The sequence below is a fragment of the Streptomyces sp. NPDC043726 genome, assembly GCF_056436565.1.
Window position 1 is genome coordinate 457,064 of sequence record NZ_JBWKCI010000008.1, and the last position, 23,188, is coordinate 480,251.

General features: G+C 72.7%; 25 protein-coding genes. 7 read left to right on the forward strand and 18 right to left on the reverse strand.

Annotated elements, in window-relative coordinates:
• Positions 1 to 51 precede the first annotated feature (51 nt).
• On the reverse strand, positions 52 to 1,344 hold the full coding sequence (locus AC068Z_RS25290; RefSeq protein WP_478559749.1) for an ABC transporter substrate-binding protein: 1,293 nt from the start codon (positions 1,342 to 1,344) through the stop codon (positions 52 to 54).
• Entirely contained in the window at positions 1,313 to 1,864 is a 552-nt protein-coding gene (locus AC068Z_RS25295) for an MTB12 C-terminal domain-containing protein (RefSeq protein ID WP_478559752.1), read from the reverse strand. Before AC068Z_RS25295 ends, AC068Z_RS25290 begins: the two co-directional genes overlap by 32 nt.
• 131 nt (positions 1,865 to 1,995) lie before the next feature.
• Between AC068Z_RS25295 and AC068Z_RS25300 the strand changes: the two genes are divergently transcribed.
• From AC068Z_RS25300 to AC068Z_RS25310, 3 genes are read left to right on the forward strand one after another with little or no spacing between them, the layout of a single operon-like run.
• Positions 1,996 to 2,466 (forward strand): hypothetical protein, encoded by a 471-nt coding sequence (locus tag AC068Z_RS25300; protein WP_478559755.1) that lies wholly within the window; start codon positions 1,996 to 1,998, stop codon positions 2,464 to 2,466.
• Positions 2,466 to 5,141, forward strand: a complete 2,676-nt coding sequence (locus AC068Z_RS25305) for an ABC transporter permease subunit (protein ID WP_478559757.1) — start codon at positions 2,466 to 2,468, stop codon at positions 5,139 to 5,141. The genes AC068Z_RS25300 and AC068Z_RS25305 overlap by 1 nt, the downstream gene beginning before the upstream one ends.
• Complete coding sequence (locus AC068Z_RS25310; protein WP_478559759.1) at positions 5,138 to 5,836, forward strand: ATP-binding cassette domain-containing protein; 699 nt, start codon at positions 5,138 to 5,140, stop codon at positions 5,834 to 5,836. Before AC068Z_RS25305 ends, AC068Z_RS25310 begins: the two co-directional genes overlap by 4 nt.
• Here AC068Z_RS25310 and AC068Z_RS25315 read toward each other — a convergent pair.
• Both AC068Z_RS25315 and AC068Z_RS25320 read right to left on the reverse strand, forming a co-directional pair.
• Positions 5,778 to 6,356 carry a transglycosylase family protein gene (locus tag AC068Z_RS25315; RefSeq protein WP_478559761.1) on the reverse strand — a complete coding sequence of 193 codons (579 nt, stop codon included), beginning with the start codon at positions 6,354 to 6,356 and terminating at the stop codon, positions 5,778 to 5,780. The genes AC068Z_RS25310 and AC068Z_RS25315 overlap by 59 nt on opposite strands.
• Positions 6,357 to 6,529: 173 nt before the next feature.
• A complete protein-coding gene (locus AC068Z_RS25320; protein ID WP_478559763.1) occupies positions 6,530 to 7,183 on the reverse strand; it encodes a LysM peptidoglycan-binding domain-containing protein in 654 nt (217 codons plus the stop codon).
• Positions 7,184 to 7,719: 536 nt separating this feature from the next.
• Between AC068Z_RS25320 and AC068Z_RS25325 the strand changes: the two genes are divergently transcribed.
• Both AC068Z_RS25325 and AC068Z_RS25330 read left to right on the forward strand, forming a co-directional pair.
• Entirely contained in the window at positions 7,720 to 8,502 is a 783-nt protein-coding gene (locus AC068Z_RS25325; protein WP_478559766.1) for a hypothetical protein, read from the forward strand.
• A gap of 61 nt (positions 8,503 to 8,563) precedes the next feature.
• Positions 8,564 to 8,878 carry a hypothetical protein gene (locus AC068Z_RS25330; protein ID WP_478559769.1) on the forward strand — a complete coding sequence of 105 codons (315 nt, stop codon included), beginning with the start codon at positions 8,564 to 8,566 and terminating at the stop codon, positions 8,876 to 8,878.
• Between the two features lie 48 nt (positions 8,879 to 8,926).
• Here AC068Z_RS25330 and der read toward each other — a convergent pair whose 3' ends face one another.
• From der to aroH, 5 genes are all read right to left on the reverse strand, one after another.
• Positions 8,927 to 10,405, reverse strand: a complete 1,479-nt coding sequence (gene der / locus AC068Z_RS25335) for a ribosome biogenesis GTPase Der (RefSeq protein ID WP_478559772.1) — start codon at positions 10,403 to 10,405, stop codon at positions 8,927 to 8,929.
• A 73-nt stretch (positions 10,406 to 10,478) separates the two neighbouring features.
• Positions 10,479 to 11,126, reverse strand: a complete 648-nt coding sequence (locus AC068Z_RS25340) for a lysophospholipid acyltransferase family protein (protein WP_478559775.1) — start codon at positions 11,124 to 11,126, stop codon at positions 10,479 to 10,481.
• Positions 11,123 to 11,809: a (d)CMP kinase gene (gene cmk / locus AC068Z_RS25345; RefSeq protein WP_478559778.1), complete on the reverse strand. Its 687-nt coding sequence runs from the start codon at positions 11,807 to 11,809 to the stop codon at positions 11,123 to 11,125. Before cmk ends, AC068Z_RS25340 begins: the two co-directional genes overlap by 4 nt.
• A 99-nt stretch (positions 11,810 to 11,908) precedes the next feature.
• Positions 11,909 to 12,994: a prephenate dehydrogenase gene (locus tag AC068Z_RS25350; RefSeq protein ID WP_478559781.1), complete on the reverse strand. Its 1,086-nt coding sequence runs from the start codon at positions 12,992 to 12,994 to the stop codon at positions 11,909 to 11,911.
• Positions 12,991 to 13,353 carry a chorismate mutase gene (gene aroH, locus AC068Z_RS25355; protein ID WP_478559784.1) on the reverse strand — a complete coding sequence of 121 codons (363 nt, stop codon included), beginning with the start codon at positions 13,351 to 13,353 and terminating at the stop codon, positions 12,991 to 12,993. The genes AC068Z_RS25350 and aroH overlap by 4 nt, the downstream gene beginning before the upstream one ends.
• A gap of 246 nt (positions 13,354 to 13,599) precedes the next feature.
• On the opposite strand from aroH, the gene AC068Z_RS25360 reads away from it, so the two are divergent.
• Both AC068Z_RS25360 and AC068Z_RS25365 read left to right on the forward strand, forming a co-directional pair.
• Positions 13,600 to 14,061 carry a Rieske (2Fe-2S) protein gene (locus AC068Z_RS25360; RefSeq protein WP_478559787.1) on the forward strand — a complete coding sequence of 154 codons (462 nt, stop codon included), beginning with the start codon at positions 13,600 to 13,602 and terminating at the stop codon, positions 14,059 to 14,061.
• Between the two features lie 22 nt (positions 14,062 to 14,083).
• Entirely contained in the window at positions 14,084 to 14,827 is a 744-nt protein-coding gene (locus tag AC068Z_RS25365) for a nucleotidyltransferase domain-containing protein (RefSeq protein ID WP_478559790.1), read from the forward strand.
• Here the strand turns inward: AC068Z_RS25365 and AC068Z_RS25370 are convergent.
• The 9 genes from AC068Z_RS25370 to AC068Z_RS25410 form a co-directional block, all read right to left on the reverse strand.
• Positions 14,753 to 15,505, reverse strand: a complete 753-nt coding sequence (locus tag AC068Z_RS25370) for a nucleotidyltransferase domain-containing protein (protein WP_478559793.1) — start codon at positions 15,503 to 15,505, stop codon at positions 14,753 to 14,755. The two genes, AC068Z_RS25365 and AC068Z_RS25370, sit on opposite strands and share 75 nt — an antisense overlap.
• A gap of 3 nt (positions 15,506 to 15,508) precedes the next feature.
• Positions 15,509 to 16,528 (reverse strand): ADP-ribosylglycohydrolase family protein, encoded by a 1,020-nt coding sequence (locus tag AC068Z_RS25375; RefSeq protein ID WP_478559795.1) that lies wholly within the window; start codon positions 16,526 to 16,528, stop codon positions 15,509 to 15,511.
• Positions 16,525 to 17,241, reverse strand: a complete 717-nt coding sequence (locus AC068Z_RS25380; RefSeq protein ID WP_478559798.1) for an NUDIX hydrolase — start codon at positions 17,239 to 17,241, stop codon at positions 16,525 to 16,527. The genes AC068Z_RS25375 and AC068Z_RS25380 overlap by 4 nt, the downstream gene beginning before the upstream one ends.
• A gap of 63 nt (positions 17,242 to 17,304) precedes the next feature.
• Positions 17,305 to 18,714, reverse strand: coding sequence for an MFS transporter (locus AC068Z_RS25385; RefSeq protein WP_478559801.1), 1,410 nt, complete (start codon positions 18,712 to 18,714; stop codon positions 17,305 to 17,307).
• Positions 18,715 to 18,765: 51 nt separating this feature from the next.
• The gene (locus AC068Z_RS25390; RefSeq protein WP_478559804.1) at positions 18,766 to 19,311 is read right to left on the reverse strand and encodes a TIGR03086 family metal-binding protein; all 546 of its coding nucleotides are present in this window, start codon (positions 19,309 to 19,311) and stop codon (positions 18,766 to 18,768) included.
• Positions 19,308 to 20,267, reverse strand: coding sequence for a sigma-70 family RNA polymerase sigma factor (locus tag AC068Z_RS25395; protein WP_478559807.1), 960 nt, complete (start codon positions 20,265 to 20,267; stop codon positions 19,308 to 19,310). The genes AC068Z_RS25390 and AC068Z_RS25395 overlap by 4 nt, the downstream gene beginning before the upstream one ends.
• Positions 20,268 to 20,334: 67 nt before the next feature.
• The gene (locus AC068Z_RS25400) at positions 20,335 to 21,456 is read right to left on the reverse strand and encodes a pseudouridine synthase (RefSeq protein ID WP_478559810.1); all 1,122 of its coding nucleotides are present in this window, start codon (positions 21,454 to 21,456) and stop codon (positions 20,335 to 20,337) included.
• On the reverse strand, positions 21,456 to 22,097 hold the full coding sequence (gene scpB, locus AC068Z_RS25405; protein WP_478559813.1) for an SMC-Scp complex subunit ScpB: 642 nt from the start codon (positions 22,095 to 22,097) through the stop codon (positions 21,456 to 21,458). The genes AC068Z_RS25400 and scpB overlap by 1 nt, the downstream gene beginning before the upstream one ends.
• Positions 22,094 to 23,173: a segregation and condensation protein A gene (locus AC068Z_RS25410; RefSeq protein WP_478559816.1), complete on the reverse strand. Its 1,080-nt coding sequence runs from the start codon at positions 23,171 to 23,173 to the stop codon at positions 22,094 to 22,096. Before AC068Z_RS25410 ends, scpB begins: the two co-directional genes overlap by 4 nt.
• Positions 23,174 to 23,188 lie beyond the last annotated feature (15 nt).

A 23,188-nucleotide genomic window follows, 5' to 3' on the forward strand; every position in this document is an offset into this window, starting at 1 on the left:
GCTCAACTAGCTTGAAGAAATGGACACCGACGGTGATGCCGGGCCCAAGGCTCACGGTTTGTAGGCCAACTGCGGCACGTCGAAACAGGTGGTGTCCATGTCCCCCTGGGACACCCAGCCCCGCCCGTCCTCCCAGCGCGCCACCGACAGACAGGCGCGGCGGGTGGCGGGCGGCTCGGCGAGCCGCTCGAAGCGCACCGGGAGCAGCAGTCCGTCGGCGGTGTACCCCTGGCTGCGGCTCATCCACTCGTCCACGCACGCGCGCGTGACCTCGTCGCGCGCGCAGGCCCGCGCCGCCTCGGTGAACCACTGGGCGGCGGCCCAGCCCTCCAGCTGCCACTGCGAGTGCGTCTCCAGCCCCTCGGTGGCCTCCCGGAACTCCCGTACGGCCGGGTGTGCGGTGTCCTCGTAGTTGCGGCTGGATCCGGTCGCCCACAGGGCGTTGCGGCAGCGCGGGGAGTCCTGGTAGTCGTCGGCGACCGTGGAGGTCCAGTTCTGCACGTTCGTCACCTTGGCGGTGAGCTCGACCCCGGCGTCGTCCATCGCCGCGCACAGCCGGGCGTTGCCGTGACCGTCGATGGCGTCGAAGACGAGGTCGGCGCCCTGTTCCTTCAGATCGGCCGCCACGGCACGGAAGTTGGGCAGGGCGAAGTCGACCTGCTCGGTGACGACGTCGTACCCCTCGGCCTTCAGACCGCGCTCCACGAGCCGCGCGTAGGCGGCGGACGCGGCCTGGTTGTAGGAGACTACGGCGGCGGTACGGGCGCCGTGCTCGCGCTTGAAGTAGCGGTAGACCTCGGTGCCGCCGTACAGCTCGCCGTCCCAGCCGACCGTGCCGTTCCGCGGCGCGAGGCTGCCGTAGATGCCGTACAGATGCGGCCAGGTGTCGTAGGCGGCGCCGATGGGCTGGCCGCCGATGTCGGGCACCCCGGCGCCGGAGACGCGCGAGGCGCCCGCGTAGTCGAGGACCGTGGTGGCGACCAGGGCGACGACCCGCTCCTCGTCGATCAGCCGGTGCACGCACTCGTTGTTGCCGACGCCGCTGCCGCCGTCGTCGCACAGCCGCACCTCGACGGGCCGCCCGTCGATGCCCCCGCGCGCGTTGAGCCGCTCGAAGTACGCCTTGGCGCCGTCGCGCGGGCCGGTGAAGGCGTCGCCGCCGACCGGGCTGGTGGCGCTGGTGATGACGCCGACCCGGATCGGCCCGCCGTGCTGCGCGGGTGTCGTGCGCTCCCCGCCCTCGAAGTCGCTCTCCGGCAGCCGGCTGCCGCAGGCCGCGCTCAGCGTGAGCAGCAGCAGCGCCGCCAGGGCCTCAGCAGCCCGGAACCGGCGAGGCCGAGCCATTGCCGCTCAGTTGCACCAGCGCGCACAGTGTCTTGGCGGACACCTTCCAGGTGCCGTCCTGCTCCACGGCCGTCCCGGCGGCGTCCGGCAGGGCGGTGGCGCCCTTGAGGGTGAGCGTGTACGTCACGTCCGCCTCGGTCGGCGAGGTGAAGGCGACCTCGGTGACCTCGGCGCCCACCTGTCCGCCGCGCTCGTCACCGCTGAACGCCTGGAGCACCGGGGCCATCTCCTCGCCGTTCTCCAGGACGGTCTGCTTCTCCTCCAGCGGGGTCTCCGGGTCGAAGAACTTCTGCCAGTTCTGCTTGATCTCCTGTTCGGCCGCGCCCACGTCGGCCGGGGCGGTCGCCGCGGGGCTTGCCGTCGTCCGCTCGACCGAGGGCGAGGGCGGGGTGGCGTCGCCGCCGCCTCCCTCGTCGTCGCTGCAGGCCGCGAGGGCCGGGCCGAGGAAGAGCAGCAGGGCGGCCGCCAGTGCCGTCGCGCGCCCCCTGTTCCCCCGACTGAGGTCGCTCCCGAGAACCATCTGGCTCACCACCGGGTGTCGGTCCGGGCCGGGTGCGCCCGGTGCTTTCAGGGTCAGCTCACAGAAGGCATAGTGCAAGCCATCGGCTGACATGGACAGACGCATGACGTGTGAAGCCCGAGGAGCCAGAGATGCGGACAGCCCGACTGCGGACCGTGCATCCCGTCCTGTGGGCCGGCTGGGCCGCCCTGGCCGCCGGCGCGGTGCTGTGCGTCCTCGGCTGGTACGGCGTCTCGGGCGAGCGGTTCGCCGAACGGCAGCTGCCCTATCTGGCCTCCTGCACCGTGCCGGGCGCCGCGCTGATCGTCGCCGGCTCGGTGCTGCTCACCCACGGCCGGAACGCGCTCGCCGCCACGCGCGTGGAGGAGCTGTACGCCCTCCTCGTGGCCGCGGAACCGGCCGGGACCCCGGGGGAGGCGCCCACGGCTCCGCTCGCGGTCAGCGGGGAGCTGCTGATGGTGCCGGGCGGCACGTTGTGGCACCGCGCGGACTGCCCGCTGGTGTCCGGCAAGGTGGAGGCGGTGCCGGTGGACTCCAAACTGGTGCGGAGCGGCGAACTGGGCCCGTGCCCGATCTGTGAGCCCGCCGAAGCGGACGACTGATGTCCGCGCTGACGTACGACCTCACTCTGGCCGGTCTGTCGGTCGGCAGCGCCGCCGCGCTCACCGGGATGGGCCTGGTCGTGACGTACCGGGCCACCGGGGTGCTCAACTTCGCGCACGGCGCCATCGCGATGGTGTGCGCCTACCTGCTGCGGCAGTGCGTGGTGGAGTGGGGCTGGCCGCTGTGGGCGGGGGCCGCGCTGACCCTGGTGGTCGTGGCGCCCGCGATCGGTATGGCGCTGGAACGGTTCGTCTTCCGTCCGCTGTCCGTCCTCGGCGGCGATCCGGCGCAGACTCTGGTGGCGTCGATCGGGGTGTTCGTGCTGCTGGTGGGCGGGGCGGCGCTGGTGTGGGGGCAGGGGGCGCGGGACGACGCGCCGGAGCTGCTGGTCGCGGCCGATCCGTGGGGGCAGCTGGCGGTGGTCGTCGTGCTGGCCGCGGCGGTCGGCTCGGTGGTCCGCTGGACGGTCTTCGGCCGTGAGCTGAGGGCGGTGGTCGACGACCGCGGCCTCGCCGTGCTGGGCGGGATCGACGCGGACCGGGTGGCCGCGGCGGGCTGGGCGTTCGGCTCGTTCACGGCGGGCCTGACGGGCGTACTGCTGGCGCCGTACGTCCGCCTCGACCCGTACGGACTGCCGCTGCTGGTGATGGAGGTGGTGGCGGTCGCGGTGGCCGCCCGGATGCGCAGTCTGCCGGTGGCGGTGCTGACGGCGCTCGGCATCGGGGTGGCGCAGAGCCAGTTGACGCGTCTGCACCCGAGCGGCTGGGGCGAGCCGCTGCTCCAGGCGGTGGGCGCGAACCTGTTCGTGGTGGCGTTGCTGATCGCGGCACTGGCGCTCCCGCGCGTGGGCACCCGGGACGCGCTGCCCCGCACGGCGACCGCACGCGTCCCCACCCCGCCGGGCGCCTGGATCGTGGCGGTGGTCCTGTTCCTGCTGCCGCTGGGCTTCGCCGGCTCGGACCTGCACACGTCGGTCCAGGTACCGGCGCTGGCCGTGGTCCTGCTGTCCCTGGTGGTGGTCACCGGCCGGGGCGGCCAGATCTCCCTGGGCCAGGCGGCCTACGCGGGCCTGGGTGCCCTCTTCACGGCGCTGCTGGCGGCGGGCCGCTTCCCCGGCCTGCCGCGCCTGCCGGAGCTGGCGGCGCTGCTGGTGGCGGTGATCCTGGTGGCCCCCCTGGGCCTGCTCACCGGCTGGCCCGCGATCAACCGCAGGGGCCTGGCCCTGGCGCTGGCGACCTTCGCCGTGGGCGTCGGGGTGAGCCGCTTCGTCTTCGCCCAGCCGTACGCGACGGCGGGCCTGACACTGGGCCGCCCTGCGGGCTTCGAGGGCGACAGGGCGTTCTACGTCCTGGAGCTGGCCGTGCTGGGCGCGGCGCTGCTGGCGACGAGAACACTGCGACGGGGCCGAACGGGCAGGGCGCTCGCGGCGATGCGGGACCACGAGGAGGGCGCGTCGGCATCGGGGGTCCGGGTCCCGGCCCTGAAACTCCTGGCGTTCGTCGCGGGCGCGGCCCTGGCCGCCCTCGGCGGCGGCCTGCTCGGCATGGGCCTGCGGGCCTTCGACCCCGCCGCCTACGACCCCGTGCGGGGCCTGCTCTGGTTCGCGGCGGTCGTGGTCCTCGGCGCGGACAGCACCCTCGGCGCCCTGGCGGCGGCGGCCCTCCTGGTGGGCCTGGACGCCGGAGCCCGCGGAGGCATGGCGGCTGCCCTGATCGGCGTACTGGCGGTGTTGGTGGGCCGCTTCCCCGGCGGCCCGTACGAGGCCCTGCGCAGAGCGGCGGAGGGCCTACGGCTCCGGGGCGGGACGCGGCTCACGGAACGGGGGGAGGCGGTACGCAGGCGGCTCGGGACCGTCACAGAGGCCCGGCCGACAGCCGCAGCCGCCGACGGCGGTCAACCCCCACAAGGGCCACCCGCACCCGACACTCAAAGCCGCACGGGGAGTGCGGGTGGGACCACAGACCCGGCCGAAGGCCGGGTGCCCACCCTCCAGACCCGCACGCTCCAGGCAAGCTACGCCGGATTCAAAGCCCTGGACGGCGTAGACCTGCAAGTGCACCCCTCCCAGATCACCGCCATCGTCGGCCCCAACGGCGCAGGCAAGAGCACCCTGTTCCACTGCCTCGCAGGCACCCTCCACCCCACCCGAGGCCAAGTCCTCCACGGCGACCGGGACATCACCCGGCTCCCCGCCCACACCCGCACCCGCCTCGGCATCGCCAGAACCTTCCAGCAGCTCGCCGTCTTCCCCACCCTCACCGTGGCCGAGAACATCCGCGTAGGCGCGGAACAAGGCCGCATCGCCGACCCCACGGCCGTGGACAGAGCCCTCCGCCTGCTCGCTCTGGAGGACGTACGGGACGCCCCCGCCGCCAACCTCCCCACCGGCACCCTCAGAAGAGTCGAACTGGCCAGAGCCCTGGCCGGCGGCCCCCGCGTCCTCCTCCTCGACGAACCGGCCGCGGGCCTGGACACCGCCGAGGTCACCGCCCTGGCCCGCGTGCTGAAGGCCCTCGCCGCGGACGGCACCGCCCTCCTCGTCGTGGAACACGACCTCGACCTCGTGGCCGACCTCGCGGACGTCGTGCACGTCATGGCCGCCGGCCGCATCGTCGCCTCCGGCCCCCCGGCCGACGTCCTCGACGCGTTCGGCGCCCAGGAGACCCCCGTATGACGATCTCCCTGCGCCACGCGCGCGTGCGCTACGGCCCGCTCGAAGCGCTGCACGGCGTGACCGTCGCCGCCCCCGCCAAGGGCCTGACCGTCCTGCTGGGCCGCAACGGATCAGGCCGTACGACCGTGCTGCGGGCACTGGCCGGAACCGTGCGGCTGTCCGCCGGGGCCGTGGTGTGGGACGGCGTCGACGTCACCCGCGTACCGGCGTACGAGCGCGCCCGCCGGGGCCTGTGCCTGGTCCCGGAGCGTCAGGCGGTCTTCGGCTCCCTCACCGTCCGCGAGAACCTCGAACTCGCCGCCCCCGCCTACGACCTGGCCCTGGACGCCTATCCCCGCCTGGCGTCCCTGCTCCCGCGCCGGGCCGGCACCCTCTCGGGCGGCGAGCAGCGCATGCTCGCCCTGTCCCGGGCACTGCTGGCGCACGCGCGCGTGGTGCTCGTCGACGAACCGGCGCAGGGCATGTCCCCGGCGGTGGCGCACCGGACGTACGAACTGCTCGCCGGGCTCGACGCCTGTGTGATCGTGGCCGAGCAGCGTCTGCCGCCCGTCCTGCGCGACCGCCCCGCCCTGGTGTACGAACTGCGCCGCGGCGCGGTCGTGTTCAGCGGCGAGGCGGCCGAACCCAGGGACTCGCTCAATCGGCCAGCGGCGGACCGAACACCGCGGAGTGGCGGGCCGCGCCCTTCGGAATGACGAGCAGCATGCCCGGCACGATCCGGTCCGGTTTGCTGCCGAGCGTCTTCTTGTTGGCCGTGTACATCGCCTTCCAGCCGCCTGTGATCTTGTACTTGCGGGCGATCGAGGAGAGGGTGTCGCCGTTCTTCACCGTGTGCATCCGGCCCTTGAGGCCGTACCGCTTCGAGCACACGGGCCAGGCGTTCCAGCCCTGCACGGCCAGTACCTTCTGGGCGACCGCGATCTGCTGCGCGCGCGTGGCGAGATCCGCGCGCCGGGCGTACTTCAGACCGCCGAACTCCTCCCAGGTGGGCTGCCAGAACTGCAGTCCGCCGTAGAAGCCGTTGCCGGTGTTGATGTGCCAGCGTCCGCTGCTCTCGCACTCGGCGATGCAGCCCCAGGGCCATCCTGGGTCGGCGCAGTCGTGGGGGGCGCGCGGGGCGGTCGGTCCGGGGGCGGCCGGTGGTGGTGCCGCGTGGGCGGGGGCGGTGAACAGGGCGGCGGCCGCGAGGGCGAGGGTGATCGGTGTGCGGTACATCGGCCCACGCTAAGCAGTGGGGCACGCGGGACCGGTCCGGCGCGGCGGTGCGCCGAGGGGCCCCACCCGGTCGGCGGACCGACGGGCGGGACCCCGTGCCCGGTGAGGGGGAGCCGCGCTCGGATCTCCAGGCGCTCTCAGATCTCCGAGCGCTCTCAAATCCGCGAGCGCTCTCAGATCTCCAGGCGCTGTCCGGGCACGATCACATCGGGATCGCCGCCGATGACGGCCTTGTTGGCGGCGTAGAGCCGCTGCCAACTCGTCCCGTGCCGTGCGGCGATGCCGCTCAGGGTGTCGCCCTGCCGGACGACGTAGTCGCCGCGCGACGCGCCGCGGTCGGAGCCGCGGTCGGTGTGGCCCGAGGCCCGCTGAGGCGCCTTCGGGGCCTGCTGCGCCTTCGGAGCCTTCCGCGGGGCCGCCTCGGTCGTCACCGGTCCGGAGGCGGGCGCGCTGCCGTAGGCCCCGGCGCGTGCCGAGCAGGTGGGCCAGGCGCCCCATCCCTGGGCGCGCTGGACCTTGGTGGCGACGGCGATCTGCTGATCCTTGCTCGCTTGGTCGGCCGTGGCGGCGTAGGCCGTGCCGCCGTAGGCGCGCCAGGTGCTCGCGGAGAACTGGAGTCCTCCGTAGTAGCCGTTGCCGGTGTTGATGTGCCAGTTGCCGCCGCTCTCGCACTGGGCGATGCGGTCCCACACTCCGCCGTCCGCCGCGGCGGCGTTGCCGGTCGCGGCCAGCAGTCCGAGCGGGGCGAGCAGGGCCGCCCCGGCGAGGACCGCCGTCGTACGCGCCTTACGGGCGTTGTCGCGAGTGGTATCGGCACATTCGGACATGAAGTTCCCTCCCGACTGACCCGGGGTCCCCCAAGGCCGGGGCGCGGTCCGCGCACTGGGTCGCGGTCCTCGCGCCTCGCCCCGTCCGCCGGTGGGGTGTGGTGCTGCGAGCTGGCTGTGGTGCGGCCGACGGACGTACCCGAGCGGTGCTCTGTGCACACGGCCGAGAAATGTAGAGAGAGGGGCTGCCCGGTATCAACCAACTCCTTGTCATTCCTGGCCAGTTCGCCGTTACCGTGGGTATCGGCGATTTCCGGCCACCCACTTCATTCGCCGATTTCCTGATTTGTCGACCAGTCAGCTCGTCGATCTGTGACCCACTTCACGGAACCAACTACCTTGACCCGCCACCGACTTGACCAAGAGTGCCCGATTCCGCACCCGAGGTGACCGTCCGCTACGGATGGTTCGATTCCGTTCGCCCTGGTGCGTGACTCCCGCCACAGATCAGCCGTTGTCATCTTCATGAGCCCGGGATCCACCCGGGCCGGGAGCCACCCGGCCCCGCCACGCACCACATCCCGAGGGAGCCACCCGTGCCGCGCATGCTCGACCTCAGCGACGAGGTACGCGCCGAGATCGGCGACGACGAAGCCGACCGGCTGCTCGCCGGCGACAACGCCCCCGGCAGTTACGACTGCACGTCCTGCCGCACCCCGGGCGACTCCGAACAGGAGCGCACCAGCACCGTCCTGTTCATCGGGGACGAGACCGCCGTCCTCGCCTTCGCCCACGCCACCTGCCTGCCCTCCCAGGTCGTGCAGGTCACCGAGGAACAGCTCCAGGGGGCGGTGCGCTCCATCACCGGCGACACCGTCGACCTGGAGCCGGACAAGGTCGTCCCCGAGCAGGCCGTGCTCGGAGTGACCAGCGGACTGGTGCTGATCGCCGGGGAGTTGCACCCCGCGCTGGTCGTGGAGCCGACCGGGCCCATCGTCCGGCCCGGCTCCACCGCCGTGGGCGACGACTTCCTGCCGCTGCTGATCGAGCAGGGGTTCATGCCCGTGACGGCGATCGAGTCGGTGCCGCCCGTGCTGCACGGATGGTCGGTGCTGCTCGCCATGGGCCAGCTGCACGCGGTGCTCCAGCCGGGGACGGGCGGCGGTCAGCCGGTGGCCTGGTGGCAGGCACACCAGCCGCTGCAGGTCACCGAGGGCTGGCGGGCCGCGGCCAACAAGCACCAGCAGGTGCTGATGTTCGCGGCGCCGGTGGGCTCCATCGGGCGTCAGCCCCGTGAGGACCTGCTGCGGGACGCGCTGGACAAGGCGGCCGCCAACGGGAAGTTGGTCGCTTCCGCGCTGCCTCTCGCCGGGACCTGAGTGCCCCCAAAGGCCGGCCCCTGAGCCGCATCCCTTGATGTGGCCGGTCGTTTGGACATACGTGCACGCATACGACTCTCCCTCGGCCACGCCGATCTACGACGCGCTCTACGCCGAGTACGTCAAGTCCTTCCGTACGCTGCCGGGTGACCGTAGCGGCGAGGAGGAGCTGGGGTTCACCGCCTTCGGGAACATCCCGCACAGTACGGGCTCGTACGGCGGGCACCGGCCGGGGTCCTTCTCCAGCTCGTACAGCGCCTACAGCGCGGGCGCGCACAGCGCCCGGCAGTCGCAGTGGCAGCGCGTCGGGCACATCGGGCAGCAGGGGTCGGGAACGCATCCCGCCCTGCGGCCCGTTCCGCACCGGGGGATCTGAACGGCGAAGAGGGCGGCCCCTGTCGGGGCCGCCCTCTTCATGCCGTGCTCACTTCTTCTTGCCGCGCTTCTCGCGGACCCGGACCGAGATGTGGATCGGGGTCCCCTCGAAGCCGAACTCCTCGCGCAGCCGGCGCTCGATGAAGCGCCGGTAGCCCGCCTCGATGAAGCCGGAGGCGAAGAGCACGAAACGCGGCGGCTTGGTGCCGGCCTGGGTGCCGAACAGGATGCGCGGCTGCTTGCCGCCCCGGATGGGGTGCGGGTGGGCGGCGACCAGCTCACCGAGGAAGGCGTTGAGACGTCCGGTCGGGACGCGGGTCTCCCAGCCCGCGAGGGCCGCCTCGATCGCCGGGACCAGCTTCTCCATGTGCCGGCCGGTCTGCGCCGAGACGTTCACCCGGGGCGCCCAGGCGACCTGGCCGAACTCGGTCTCGATCTCCCGCTCCAGGTAGTAGCGGCGCTCCTCGTCGAGGGTGTCCCACTTGTTGTAGGCGATGACCATGGCGCGGCCCGCCTCGACGGCCATGGTGACGATCCGCTGGTCCTGGACCGAGATGCTCTCGGAGGCGTCGATCAGGATGACCGCGACCTCGGCCTTCTCGACGGCGGCGGCGGTGCGCAGCGAGGCGTAGTAGTCGGCGCCCTGCTGGAGGTGGACGCGCTTGCGGATGCCCGCCGTGTCGACGAACTTCCAGGTGACACCGCCGAGTTCGATCAGCTCGTCGACCGGGTCCCGGGTGGTGCCCGCGATTTCGTTGACGACGACGCGCTCCTCGCCCGCCACCTTGTTCAGCAGGGAGGACTTGCCGACGTTCGGGCGGCCGATGAGCGCGATACGACGGGGACCGCCGACGCCGGCGCCGCCGAAGGTCTGCTCGGGCGCGTCCGGCAGGACCTCCAGCACGGCGTCCAGCATGTCGCCGGTGCCGCGGCCGTGCAGCGCGGAGACGGGGTGCGGCTCGCCGAGGCCGAGGGACCACAGGTAGGAGGCGTCCGCCTCACCGCTCGGACCGTCGACCTTGTTGGCGCAGAGCACCACGGGCTTCCCGGCCTTGCGCAGCAGTCGTACGACGGCCTCGTCGGTGTCCGTGGCGCCCACCTTGGCGTCGACCACGAAGACCACGGCGTCGGCGGCCTCGATGGCGTACTCCGCCTGCGCGGCCACGGAGGCGTCGATGCCGAGGACGTCCTGCTCCCAGCCGCCGGTGTCGACGACCTTGAAGCGCCGCCCGGCCCACTCGGCCTCGTAGGTCACCCGGTCGCGCGTGACACCGGGCTTGTCCTCGACGACGGCCTCGCGGCGCCCGATGATGCGGTTGACGAGAGTCGACTTGCCGACGTTCGGGCGGCCGACGACGGCGAGCACGGGCAGCGGGCCGTGGCCCGCCTCCTCGATGGCACCCTCGACGTCCTCGAGGTCGAAGCCCTCTTCCGCGGCGAGCTCCATGAAGTCCGCGTACTCGGCGTCGCCAAGTGCTCCGTGGTCGTGCGCCTCGCCCGAGCCCTCGGAGTGGATCTGGTCGTTCATGAAGTCCGTACCTCGTTCAGTGTGGTGATCGGTGGAGCGCCCCTTTTCGGGTGATCCACTACTCAAGTGTCGCCTAGCGGCCGGTAAGCCGCCTGGCGTTTTCCAGGTGCTCGGAGAGCTGCTTCTGGATCCGCTCGGTCGCCTCGTCCAGCGCCCGGCGGGTGCGCCGTCCGCTGCCGTCGCCCGCCTCGAAGGGTTCCCCGAAGACGACGTCGACGCGGCTGCGCAGGGCGGGCAGCGCCTTTATCAACCGGCCGGGCCGCTCGGAGCTTCCCAGCACGGCCACGGGGACGATCGGCGCGCCGCTGCGCACGGCGAAGTAGGCGAGCCCGGCGCGCAGGGAGGCGAAGTCGCCCTCGCCCCGGGTGCCCTCGGGGAATATCCCGAGGACGCCACCGCTCTCCAGGACGCCGAGCGCCCGGGTGATCGCGGTGCGGTCGGTGGTGGCGCGGTCCACCTTCAGCTGGCCGATCTGGGTCAGGAAGGGGTCGAGCGGGCCGACGAACGCCTCCTTCTTGATCAGGAAGTGCGTCGGCCGGGGCGCCACGCCCATGACCATGGGGCCGTCGATGTTGTGCGAGTGGTTGACGGCGAGGATCGCCGGGCCGGAGGCCGGCACCTTCCAGGCACCGAGCACGCGCGGGCGCCACAGCCCGTGCATCAGGCCGACGCCGATGCGTCGCCCGACCTCGGCGCCCCGTACGGAAGGCAGCTCGGTCACTTCGCGGCCCGCTTCTCCTCGACGAGGGTCACGACGCACTCGATGACCTGCGCGAGCGTGAGCTCGGTGGTGTCCACCTCGACCGCGTCGCCGGCCTTGGCCAGCGGCGAGGTCTTGCGGGAGGAGTCGGCCTCGTCGCGCTTGAGCAGCGCCTCGCGCGTGGTGTGCACGTCGGAGCCCTTGAGCTCACCGCTGCGCCGGGCGGCGCGGGCCTCCGGGGAGGCGGTGAGGAAGATCTTCAGGTCGGCGTCGGGCAGCACGGTCGTACCGATGTCGCGGCCCTCGACGACGATGCCGGCCTCGGCGGAGGCCGCGATGGAGCGCTGCAGCTCGGTGATCCGGGCCCGCACCTCGGGCACCGCGCTGACCGCGCTGACCTGGGAGGTGACCTCCTGGGTGCGGATCGGCCCGGAGACGTCGATGCCGTCGACGGTGATCGTGGGCTTCTCCGGGTCGGTGCCGGAGACGATGTCGGCCTTCCCCGCGACGGCGGCGACGGCGTCCGCGTCGGCGATGTCGATGCCGTTGTTCACCATCCACCAGGTGATCGCCCGGTACTGGGCACCGGTGTCGAGGTAGCTCAGGCCGAGCTGGGCGGCGACGGCCTTCGACGTGCTCGACTTACCCGTGCCGGAGGGGCCGTCGATGGCGACAATCACGGGCTGGGCGGCGCCGTTTTCCACGGGGGGACACCTTCCTGGTGCGGTGCGGTGGGGTGTGCGGGGCACGAACGCGCCCCGCACAAGGTTACTGGGTACGCGTCACTCGTCCGGACGCGCACGTCACTGGCGGATCGCCCAGCCCCGCTCCCGCAGAGCCGCCGTCAGCACCGGAACCGCGTTCGGCTCGACCATCAGCTGCACCAGGCCCGCCTGCTGACCGGTCGCGTGCTCGATGCGGACGTCCTCGATGTTGACCCCCGCCCGGCCCGCGTCGGCGAAGATCCGGGCCAGCTGTCCGGGCTGGTCGTCGATCAGGACCGCGACGACCTCGTAGACCCGCGGCGCGGAGCCGTGCTTGCCGGGCACCCGGATCTGGCCCGCGTTGCCGCGCCGCAGCACGTCCTCGATGCCCGCCGTGCCCTCCCGGCGCTTCGCCTCGTCCGAGGACTGCAGCGCCCGCAGCGCCTGGACCGTCTCGTCCAGGTCCGCGGAGACGTCCGTGAGGAGGTCGGCGACCGGCCCGGGGTTGGCGGAGAGGATGTCGATCCACATCCGGGGATCGGAGGCGGCGATCCGGGTCACGTCACGGATCCCCTGCCCGCACAGCCGTACGGCCGCCTCCTCGGCGTTCTCCAGGCGCGCGGCGACCATGCTGGAGACCAGATGCGGCATGTGGGAGACCAGCGCCACGGCCCGGTCGTGGGCGTCCGCGTCCATGACCACCGGCACCGCCCGGCAGTGCGAGACCAGCTCCAGGGCGAGGTTCAGCACCTCCGTGTCGGTGTCCCGGGTGGGCGTCAGCACCCACGGCCGCCCCTCGAACAGGTCCGCGCTGGCCGCGAGCGGTCCGGACTTCTCCCGGCCCGACATGGGGTGGGTGCCGAGGTACGCCGACAGGTCGAGCCCGAGCGCCTGCAGCTCGCGACGCGGCCCGCCCTTGACGCTGGCCACGTCCAGGTAGCCGCGCGCCACCCCGCGCCGCATGGCGTCCGCGAGCACCGCGGCCACGTGCGCGGGGGGCGCGGCGACGACGGCGAGGTCCACCGGGCCCTCCGGGGCCTCGTCCGTGCCCGCGCCGAGCGCGGCGGCCGTACGGGCCTGCTCCGGATCGTGGTCGGCGAGGTGGACGATCACACCGCGAGAGACCAGGGCGAGGGCGGCGGACGTGCCGATGAGGCCGGTACCGATGACGAGTGCGGTTCTCACTGGGCGATGTCCTTGCGCAGGGCGGCCGCGGCGCCGAGGTAGACATGGGCGACCTCGGAGCGGGGCAGGTCGGACTCGATGTGCGCGAGGATCCGCACCACCCGGGGCATGGCGCCCTCGATGTCCAGTTCCTGCGCGCAGATCAGGGGCACGTCGACGATGCCGAGCTTGCGGGCGGCGGCCGCGGGGAAGTCGCTGTGCAGATCGGGCGTGGCCGTGAACCAGATGCTGATCAGGTCGTCGGTGGTCAGGCCGTTGCGCTCGAGGACGGCGGTGAGCAGGGCCCCGACCTGCTCGTCCATGTGACCGGCCTCGTCCACGTCGAGTTGGACGGCGCCCCGGACCGCTCGTACCGCCACGGCTTGGCTCCCTTGCTGCTGTACGGATCGTGTGCGCGTCCAGCCTAGTCAGCGCCCGCCGGACCGGTGTCCGACGCCCGCCCGCTGAGATGGGGGCGATTTGTGGGGCTCCCTCCCGGGATGCTTCATCTTCGGTGCTTTCAGTGCCAAGATGCTGGTCTGGCTGCTCCTCCGCCCACAGGTTCCTCCCCCGCAGGTTCCCCAGGTTCCTCCCCTCAGGTTCCTCCCCATCCCCGGAGTGACGACATGACCTTCCGTCCGAAGCGGCGCACGATCCTTCTCGCCACGGGCGCCAGCGGCGCGGCGGCGCTCCTCGCGGGCTGCGGCGATTCCGGCGACGACGACGCCTCCACCGAGCCGACCGCCGAGACCACCGAGACCTCCGGGACCGGTGAGGCCACCGACGCTCCCGAGGCCGGCGGCCAGGAACTGACCACGACGGACGACATCCCGGTCGGCGGCGGCACGATCTTCAAGGACGAGAAGGTCGTGGTCACCCAGCCGGAGGAGGGCCAGTTCAAGGCCTTCTCGGCCATCTGCACCCACCAGCGGTGCGTCGTCGCCAACGTCGAGGGCGGCACCATCAACTGCACCTGCCACGGCAGCAGGTTCAGCATCACGGACGGCGCGGTGGAGAACCCGCCGGCGACCCGGCCGCTGCCCGAGGAGAAGATCACGGTGGAGGGAAATTCGATCCGCCTGGCGTGAGACGCCGCGTACGCTCCGGGTCATGCTCCCCGAGACCCTGGTACGCGACCACACGATCTACGCCTGCGTGATGGGGTCACGGGCCTTCGGTCTGGCCACGGACGGCAGCGACACCGACCGCCGGGGCGTGTTCCTCGCCCCCACTCCCCTGTTCTGGCGCTTCGAGAAGCCGCCGACGCATGTCGAGGGGCCGGCCGAGGAGCAGTTCGGCTGGGAGCTGGAGCGCTTCTGCGAACTGGCGCTGCGCGCGAACCCCAACATCCTGGAGTGCCTGCACTCCCCGCTCGTGGAGTACGTCGACGACACGGGCCGCGCGCTGCTCGGTCTGCGCGGGGCGTTCCTGTCCCGGCAGGCGCACACCACGTTCGCGCGGTACGCCGTCGGCCAGCGCAAGAAGCTCGAGGCCGACGTCCGCAACCACGGCGCCCCGCGCTGGAAGCACGCGATGCATCTGCTGCGCCTGCTGATGAGCGCCCGCGACCTGCTGCGCACCGGCGAACTCACCATCGACGTCGGTGATCAGCGCGAACCGCTGCTCGCGGTCAAGCGCGGCGAGCGCTCGTGGCCGGAGGTCGAGGCCTGGATGACCCGGCTCGCGGAAGAGGCCGAGCGCGCGGCGCTCACCAGCCCCCTCCCGGCCGAGCCGGACCGGCGTCGCGTGGAGGACTTCCTCGTCGGTGTCCGCCGGGCCTCAGCCCTGAAGGCGTACCCGGACGACGAGGTCGTGCAGGGCGTCGTACACGGTCGGCGCGTCGGGCAGGGCTGAGGCCGCCTGGGCCTCGTCCAGCACCCCGTGCAGCCGTTCCACGTCGGCCTCCACGCGCGCGTACTCGACCTCGGCCGTCCCGTGCTCCCGCTCCGCCTTGGCGGCGATCAGCTCGGGCAGGTACCCGGGCGCCTCGCTCACCTCGCCGAGCAGCGTGGGCAGATGGGCCTGCACCTCGCCGGTGCGCATCAGATGGACTCCGGTGAGCAGGACTCGGAAGGTGTAGAGCAGCGGCTTGAGCTCGTCGGTCTTGGTGAACAGCCGCCACTGGGTGTTGGCGAAACCCCGGTAGTGGTGGGCGTGGTGGCCGGTCACGACGCCCGGGGCGAGCGCGGCCAGCTCGCTGTGCGCGTCGGTGGTGTGCACGACGAGCGGGGAGAGCAGCTGCTCCAGGACGTAGCCGTTGCGCCGGAGCATCAGCCGGACGAACTTGCGCAGGTCATGGGTGACCAGGTCCATTTCCACGCCGTCCCGGTCCCACATCCTGGACCGGGTCTCGTTCGGCTCGCGCAGCCCGACGAGATCGGCGGCCGACAGCAGGTGCACACCGCGCAGGTCCACGTCCGAGTCGCGGGACGGGAAGCCGTACAGGTGCGCGCCGGAGACGGTCGCGAAGAGCACCGGGTCGGGCTGTTCGGCGACGACGGGCGCGAGGTCGATGTCCAGGGCGTCGATCATCCGCTAAGCGTCCCAGAGCGCGCCGAGAGTGAGCAGGTCGCCCCGGTACTCGATCCGGTCGGCCCACGCGCGGGGCCATGCATCGGCACCGAGGTACGCCCCCGCGAAGGCGCCCGTCAGACAGGCGATGGAGTCCGAGTCACCGGAGGAGCAGGCGGCCCGCCGTATCGCCGTCACCGGCTCGTCGACGAAGAGCAGGAAGCACAGCAGTCCGGTCGCCAGCGCCTCCTCGGCGATCCACCCGGCGCCGGTCGCGAGGCACGGGTCGGTCTCGGCCGAGCCCGCCCGCACGGCCTCCTGGAGCCGCTCCAGGACCCCGAGGCACTCGTCCCAGCCCCGCGCGATGAAGTGCTCCGGCGTGGGGTCCTGGTCGCGGGTCCACAGGTCGCCGAGCCAGGTGTGGTGGTAGCGGGTGCGGTTCTCGTAGGCGTACGACCGCAGCAGCCCGACCAGTCCGGTCGGCTCGGCGCCCTGCGCGAGCAGCCGTACGGCGTGCGCGGTGAGGTCGGAGGCGGCGAGCGCGGTGGGGTGCCCGTGGGTCAGCGCGGACTGCAACTGGGCGGCGCCCGCGCGTTGCTCGTCGCTGAGTCCGGGGGCGAGGCCGATCGGGGCGACGCGCATGTTGGCGCCGCAGCCCTTGGAGTGGATCTGGCTGGCGTCCTGCCAGGGACGGCTCTCGTCCTTGAGAAGGCTGCAGGCCTTGAGGCACGTGTTGCCCGGCGCCCGGTTGTTCTCCGGTGACTGGTACCAGTTGACGAACTCCTCCCGCACCGGCCGCTCCAGGCGCTTGGGCGCGAGCAGACCCCGGCTCATCGCGGTCCGCAGTCCCGTCCCGAACGCCAGCGTCATCTGCGTGTCGTCGCTGACGATCGCCCGCTTCGGCAGCTCCATCTCCCGCCACGGCCCGCACTTGGCGAGGATCGAGGGCACGTCGTTGAACTCGGTCGGAAAGCCCAGCGCGTCCCCCAGGGCAAGCCCCAGCAGGGACCCGGTGGCGGCGCGCTTGGTCAGGAGGGAGGTCATGCGGAGGGTCCTTCCGGGGTGGGCCGGAGCAGTGGCGGGTGAAGGGCGGTGGCGGTGCCCGCGCGGTACAGGGCGGCGGGTTTGCCGCGGCCACCGGTGAGCCGGGAGGCACCGGGGACCGGCTCGACGAATCCGGGCGTGGCGAGCACCTTGCGCCGGAAGTTGGGCCGGTCGAGGGCGGTGCCCCAGACGGCCTCGTAGACCTGCTGGAGCTCGCCCAGGGTGAACTCGGCCGGGCAGAAGGCGGTGGCCAGGCAGGTGTACTCCAGCTTGGCGCCGACGCGTTCGTGGGCGTCGGCGAGGATCCGGTCGTGGTCGAAGGCGAGGGCCTTCGCCTCGTCGTACGGCACCCAGCGCGCGTCCGCCGCGTCGCTGCCGCCGTGGGCCTCGGGAGCGTCCGGCAGCAGGGCGGCGAAGGCGACGGAGACGACCCGCATCCGGGGGTCCCGGTCGGGCTCGCTGTAGGTCCGCAGCTGCTCCAGGTGGAGCCCGGAGACGTCCGACAGGCCGGCCTCCTCGGCGAGTTCGCGCCGGGCCGCCGTCTCCGCCGACTCGTCCGGCTGCACGAATCCTCCTGGCAGCGCCCAGCGTCCGGCGTACGGCTCCTGCCCCCGCTCGACGAGCAGCGCGTGCAGGGCACCGGCCCGCAGGGTGAGGACGGCGAGGTCGACGGTGACGGCGAAGGGTTCGTAGGCGTGCTTGTCGTACTCCACGTCCGCCTCCTTTAATAGTCAGTACGACTATAAAGAGACGGACGACAGCAGGCAACCCCCCGGTTACCGGCGCGAGGGCGCCGCCACCGCCACCGCGGCCCCCACCGCCGCGAACGCCGCCGACACCCACAGGGCCGGCGCGACCCCGTCGAGGAACTCGGCCGGTGAGCCGTAGCCGCCGTAGGTCGTGAAGACCGCCGCCGCGATCGCGACGCCGAAGACCCCGCCGAGCTCCCGCAGGGCGTTGTTGACGCCGGCCGCGACGCCCGCCTCGCTGAGCGGGACCGCGGAGGTGACGGCGTTGGCGACGCTCGGGAAGACCATGGAGATGCCGACACCGGCGATGATCAGCGGGACGACGAGGCTGCCGTAGCCGACACCGGGCTCGACCTGCCAGGCCAGCAGGCCGAGGCCGAGCGCCTGGAGGGTCAGACCGCCCAGCATGAACGGCCGGGTGCCGTACCGGTCGGCGAGCGCGCCCGCGACCGGCGCGACCAGCAGCGGCATCGCGTTCCAGACGAGGATCCGCACGCCTGCCTCCAACGGCGAGTAGCCGAGCCCGAACTGGAACAGCTGCGTCATCATGAACAGCGCGCCGAGCAGCGAGGCGAAGAGCAGGAAGCCCGCCGCGTTGGCGGTGGAGAAGCCGCGCCGCCGGAAGTGGCCGAGCGGCAGCATCGGATGCCGTGCGCCCCGCCGCTCCCAGCCCAGGAAGGCGGCCACGAACACGATCCCGACGGCCAGCGCGGTCAGCACCTCGGCGCTCCCCCAGCCCGCCTCAGGGGCCCGCACCGGCGCCCAGGCGAGACCGGTGAGGCCGACGGCCGCCAGGACCAGGCCGACGATGTCGAGCTGGGGCCGGGTCCCGAAGCTCTCCTGGAGCTTCGTGGCCGCGAAGGGCAGCATGGCGAGGCCGATCGGAACGTTCAGCCAGAAGATCCACTGCCAGGACAGCCCCTCGGTCACGGCACCGCCCAGCACCGGCCCGGCGGCCACCCCGAGCCCGGTCACCCCGCCCCACACCCCGATCGCCACGCCCCGCTTCTCCGCCGGGAACGCCTCGCTGATGAGGGTCAGCGTGAGCGGCAGCAGTACGGCGGCCCCGGCGCCCTGCACCAGACGCGCCCCGATGAGCTGGCCGGAGCTGCCCGCCAGGGCCGCCGCGGCCGAGGCGAGGGTGAACACGGCGAGCCCGAAGACGTACATGCGCCGCCTGCCGAACCGGTCGCCGAGCGCGGCGCCGGTCAGGGTGAGACAGGCGAAGGCCAGGTTGTAGGCGTTGATCGTCCATTCCAGCTCGGACAGGCTCGCCCTGAAGTCGGCGCGCAGCGCGGGCAGCGCGGTGGCCACGACCACGACGTCGAGGGAGCACAGCAGCGCCCCGAGCCCGGCGAGGATCACCGTCCACGCGCGCGGGGGCGACGCCCGGTCCGGGCGCGAGGTACTGAGAGGAGCCTTGAGGGTCTCGGTCATGTCCGTGCCTTCCGTGAGTTCTCGAGGTCACTCACGGAAGGCAGACCGGGCTCACCCCGGAAAGGAATCGCGCCGCCCCAGGAAGGCCAGCAGCCTGGTCTGCGCCCCCGCGCGGGAGGGCACCGGAACCGGGTCGGCGAACCGCGCCCCGCGGTCCTCCCCCGCCACCACGCACCGCGCGACCGGCAGCAGTTCGGTCGCGAGGGCGTCCGGGATCGGCCGGGGCCGCCCGCCGGACTGGGCCACGTCCCAGCCGTGCACGGCGATCTCGACGGCGCCCACGGCGGCCAGCACCCGCACGTCCAGCGGCCGTTCGCCGACCCGCACCCGCTCCGGCGGCCCCGCCGCCCAGGCCCCCAGCACCGCGCACGCGCGCGTACGGAACCGGCACGCGCGGTCCTCGCGGGGCACCAGACCGATCCGACCGCCGGACAGGCCCTCGTACAGCGCGTCCAGGGAGTCGTCGAGATGCCCGAGCAGCCGCGCCAGGTCCCACTCGGCGCACGGTGTGCCCCGCGTGAGGCTGTCCGCCCGCACGTCGGCGACGCTGCCCAGGGCGTAGGCGAGCGAACGCTCCAGCAGCTCCCCGGGGTTCATCCGAGCACCCCGGGCAGCCCGAACCGGCCGAACACGTCGGTGTCCAGGAAGACGGTGATACGGCCGACCGCGCCCTCCTCGACGGTGAGCACCTGCAAGGAGTGCGCCCGCGGGACGCCGTCCGTCCCGCGGACGTACATCCCGACCGCCGGCTGCCCGTTCGCGCGCGTGGGCAGCATCCGCAGGGTGCCCGTCTCGTGCACGCGCGCCACCAGGAAGCGGTGCACCTCCTCGGCGCCGCGGAACCACTCCAGGTACGGCGGCATCTCCAGCTCCACGCCGTCCCGCAGGAGAGCGAGCAGGGCTTCCATGTCGGCGTTCTCGAAGGCGGCCACGTACCGGTCGAGCACCTCGCGGTCGGCGGCGTCGGACGGTTCCGTGACCCGGTCCTCCCGGGGCGCCACCTCGTCCAGCCGGGCACGCGCGCGCTGCAGGCTGCTCTTCACGGCCGCCGTGGACGTCCCGAGCAGGTCGGCGACCTCCGGCGCCCGCCAGGCCAGCACGTCCCGCAGGATGAGCACCGCCCGCTGCCGGGCCGGCAAATGCTGCAGCGCGGCCACGAGCGCGAGCCGCAGGCTGCCCCGGGCGGCCACGACCGACGCCGGGTCGACGAGTGTGTCGGGCAGCGGCTGGAGCCAGGGCACGTCCGTCGCGGGGGCCCTGAGGGGCTCCTCAGGCGTCTGGGAGGGCTCACCGAGCCCCGCGGGCAGCGGACGGCGCGCGCGGCCCTCCAGCGCCGTCAGACACGTGTTGGTGGCGATCCTGTGCAGCCAGGTCCGCAGGGAGGCACGGCCCTCGTAGCCGTCGTAGGACCGCCAGGCCCGCAGATAGGTCTCCTGCACCAGGTCCTCGGCCTCGTCGACCGAGCCCAGCATCCGGTAGCAGTGCGCGAGCAGCTCGCGCCGGTACGGGTCGGTCAGCCGTACGAACTCGTCGCGGTCCGTCGTCGCCACCATGGCCCTTCCTCTCGCCGGTCGTCAGTACAGACCGGCGAGAGGGCGGAAAGGCATCGGTGCCGACGGCCTACAGGTCGACTTCCTTCATCAGCATGCCGACCTCGGTGTTGGACAGCCGCCGCAGCCAGCCCGACTTCTGGTCGCCCAGGGTGATCGGGCCGAAGGAGGTGCGCACCAGCTTCTCCACGGGGAAGCCGGCCTCGGCCAGCATCCGGCGCACGATGTGCTTGCGGCCCTCGTGCAGGGTGACCTCGACGAGGTAGTTCTTGCCGGTCTGCTCGACCACCCGGAAGTGGTCCGCGCGCGCGTAGCCGTCCTCCAGCTGGATGCCGTCCTTCAGGCGCTTGCCCAGGTCGCGCGGGATCGGGCCGACGATGGCCGCGAGGTAGGTCTTCTTCACCCCGTACTTGGGGTGGGTCAGCCGGTGCGCCAGCTCGCCGTGGTTGGTGAGCAGGATGACGCCCTCGGTCTCGGTGTCGAGCCGGCCGACGTGGAAGAGCCGCGTCTCCCGGTTGGTGACGTAGTCACCGAGGCACTGGCGGCCTTCCGGGTCCTCCATGGTGGAGACGACACCGGCGGGCTTGTTCAGCGAGAAGAACTGGTACGACTGCGTCGCCACGGTCAGGCCGTCGACCTTGACCTCGTCCTTCTCCGGGTCGACGCGCTTGCCCTGCTCCAGCACGATCTCGCCGTTGACCTCGACTCGCGCCTGCTCGATCAGCTCCTCGCAGGCCCGCCGGGAGCCGTAGCCCGCGCGCGCGAGGACCTTCTGCAGCCGCTCGCCCTCCTGCTCGGCGCCCGGGAAGGTCTTGGGCAGCTTGATGTCCTTCTTGCCCGCGTAGCGCTCGCGGTTGCGCTCCTCGGCGCGGGTCTCGTACTCACGGGACTGGGCCGGTGCCGTACGGCCGCGCCCGGTGCCCTGGCCCTGCCTGGGCCCGCCCTTGGCACCGCCGCGCGCCGAAGCGCCACGCCCCGACTTCGGGCCGTCCTGGGTGGCGCCGGGGCCTACGTCGTAGCGGCGCTCCTCGGGGCGCGGCTTCTTGGGCCGGCCGCCCTGCCTGTCGTCGCGGTTGTTCCCGGCGCCGCGGTGGTTCCCGCGGCCCGCGCTGTTCCCGCCGCGGCCGCCGCTGTTGCCACCACGGCTCCCGCCGTTGTTTCCGCTGCTGTTCCTGCCGCTGCTGCTTCGCATCAAAGTTCCGTCGTCTTGTCGTCGTCCTCGGAATCCGGAGCGTCCGGATCGAACGACGGTACGGCTTCCTGGGTCTCGGCCTCGATCGCCTCCGCCTCGGGCAGGAAGGGCGCGAGCTCCGGGAGCTCGTCCAGACCGCGCAGGCCCATCCGCTCCAGGAAGTAGTTCGTCGTCCTGTACAGGATCGCACCTGTTTCGGGTTCCGCGCCCGCCTCCTCGACCAGACCCCGCTGCAGCAGGGTGCGCATCACACCGTCGCAGTTCACTCCGCGCACCGCCGAGACCCGGCTGCGGCTGACCGGCTGCCGGTACGCCACCACCGCGAGCGTCTCCAGGGCGGCCTGGGTCAGCCGGGCCTGCTGCCCGTCCAGGACGAAGCCCTCGACGGCGGGCGCGTACTCGGCCCGGGAGTAGAACCGCCAGCCGCCCGCGATCAGCCGCAGCTCGAATCCGCGGCCCTGGGTGGTGTACTCGTCGGCCAGCTCGCGCAGGGCGTCCCCGATCTTCCGCCTGGGCCGCTGGAGGATCTTGGCGAGGTGTTCCTCGGTCGCGGGCTCGTCCACGACCATGAGGACGGCCTCGAGGGCCGGCTTGAGGTCGAGGTCGGCGACGGCGCCGGGCCCGCTGGTCTCCTCGCTCACGTCTTCTTCTCCTCGTCCTTGACGGGCTCGGGCGGCCGGTCGAACTCGTCGGTCACCATCGGCTCGGCCTCCCCCTCCCCGCCGGTCCACCGCACGGTCAGCTCCCCGAGGGCGGTCTCCTGGTCGAGGGCCACGGCCTTCTCCCGGTACAGCTCCAGCAGCGCCAGGAACCGGGCCACGACGGTGAGGGTGTCGTCGGTGTCCTCGACGAGCGCGCGGAAGCTGGCCTCGCCGAGTTCCTTCAGCCGCGCCACCACGATTCCGGCCTGCTCCTGCACGCTGACCAGCGGCGCGTGGATGTGGTCGACGTACACCTGCGGCTTGGGCCTGGGCTGCATCGCCTTCACGGCGAGCTTCGCGAAGCCGTCCGCGCCGATGCTGATGACCACCTCGGGCAGCAGCTCGGCGTGGTGCGGTTCGAGTCCGACGGTACGGGGGTAGCGCCGGGCCTCCTCGTCGAGCCTGCGGTTGAAGATGTCAGCGATCTGCTTGTAGGCGCGGTACTGGAGCAGCCGCGCGAAGAGCAGGTCCCGGGCTTCGAGGAGGGCGAGGTCGGCCTCGTCCTCGACCTCGGCGGCGGGCAGCAGCCGGGCGGCCTTGAGGTCCAGCAGGGTGGCGGCGACCACCAGGAACTCGGTCGTCTCGTCCAGGTCCCAGTCCGGGCCCATGGCGCGGATGTACGTCATGAACTCGTCGGTCACCTTGGACAGCGCGACCTCGGTGACGTCCAGCTTGTGCTTGGAGATCAGCTGGAGGAGCAGATCGAAGGGGCCCTCGAAGTTGGCGAGACGGACCTTGAAGACACCGTCGTCGGACTCGGGTTCGCCGGGCACCGCGTCGGGCCCGGGCTCAGGAAGAGCGCCCTCGGGCTCGGGTGGGGGCGCCGGTGCGGGCGCGGGCTCAGGTTCCGGCTGTACGACCTCGGGTTCCGGGAGTACGGCCTCGCGCTCGGGCTCCGCGAGTACGACCTCCGGCTCCGGTTCCGCCGGCGCCGCGACCCCCGGCCCCCTCCCCAGCGCACGTCGGCGCCCACCGGGGGCACCGGCGGCCGGGACGGGAGCGTCGTTCGAGGTCATAGCCCCCGCAGGCTA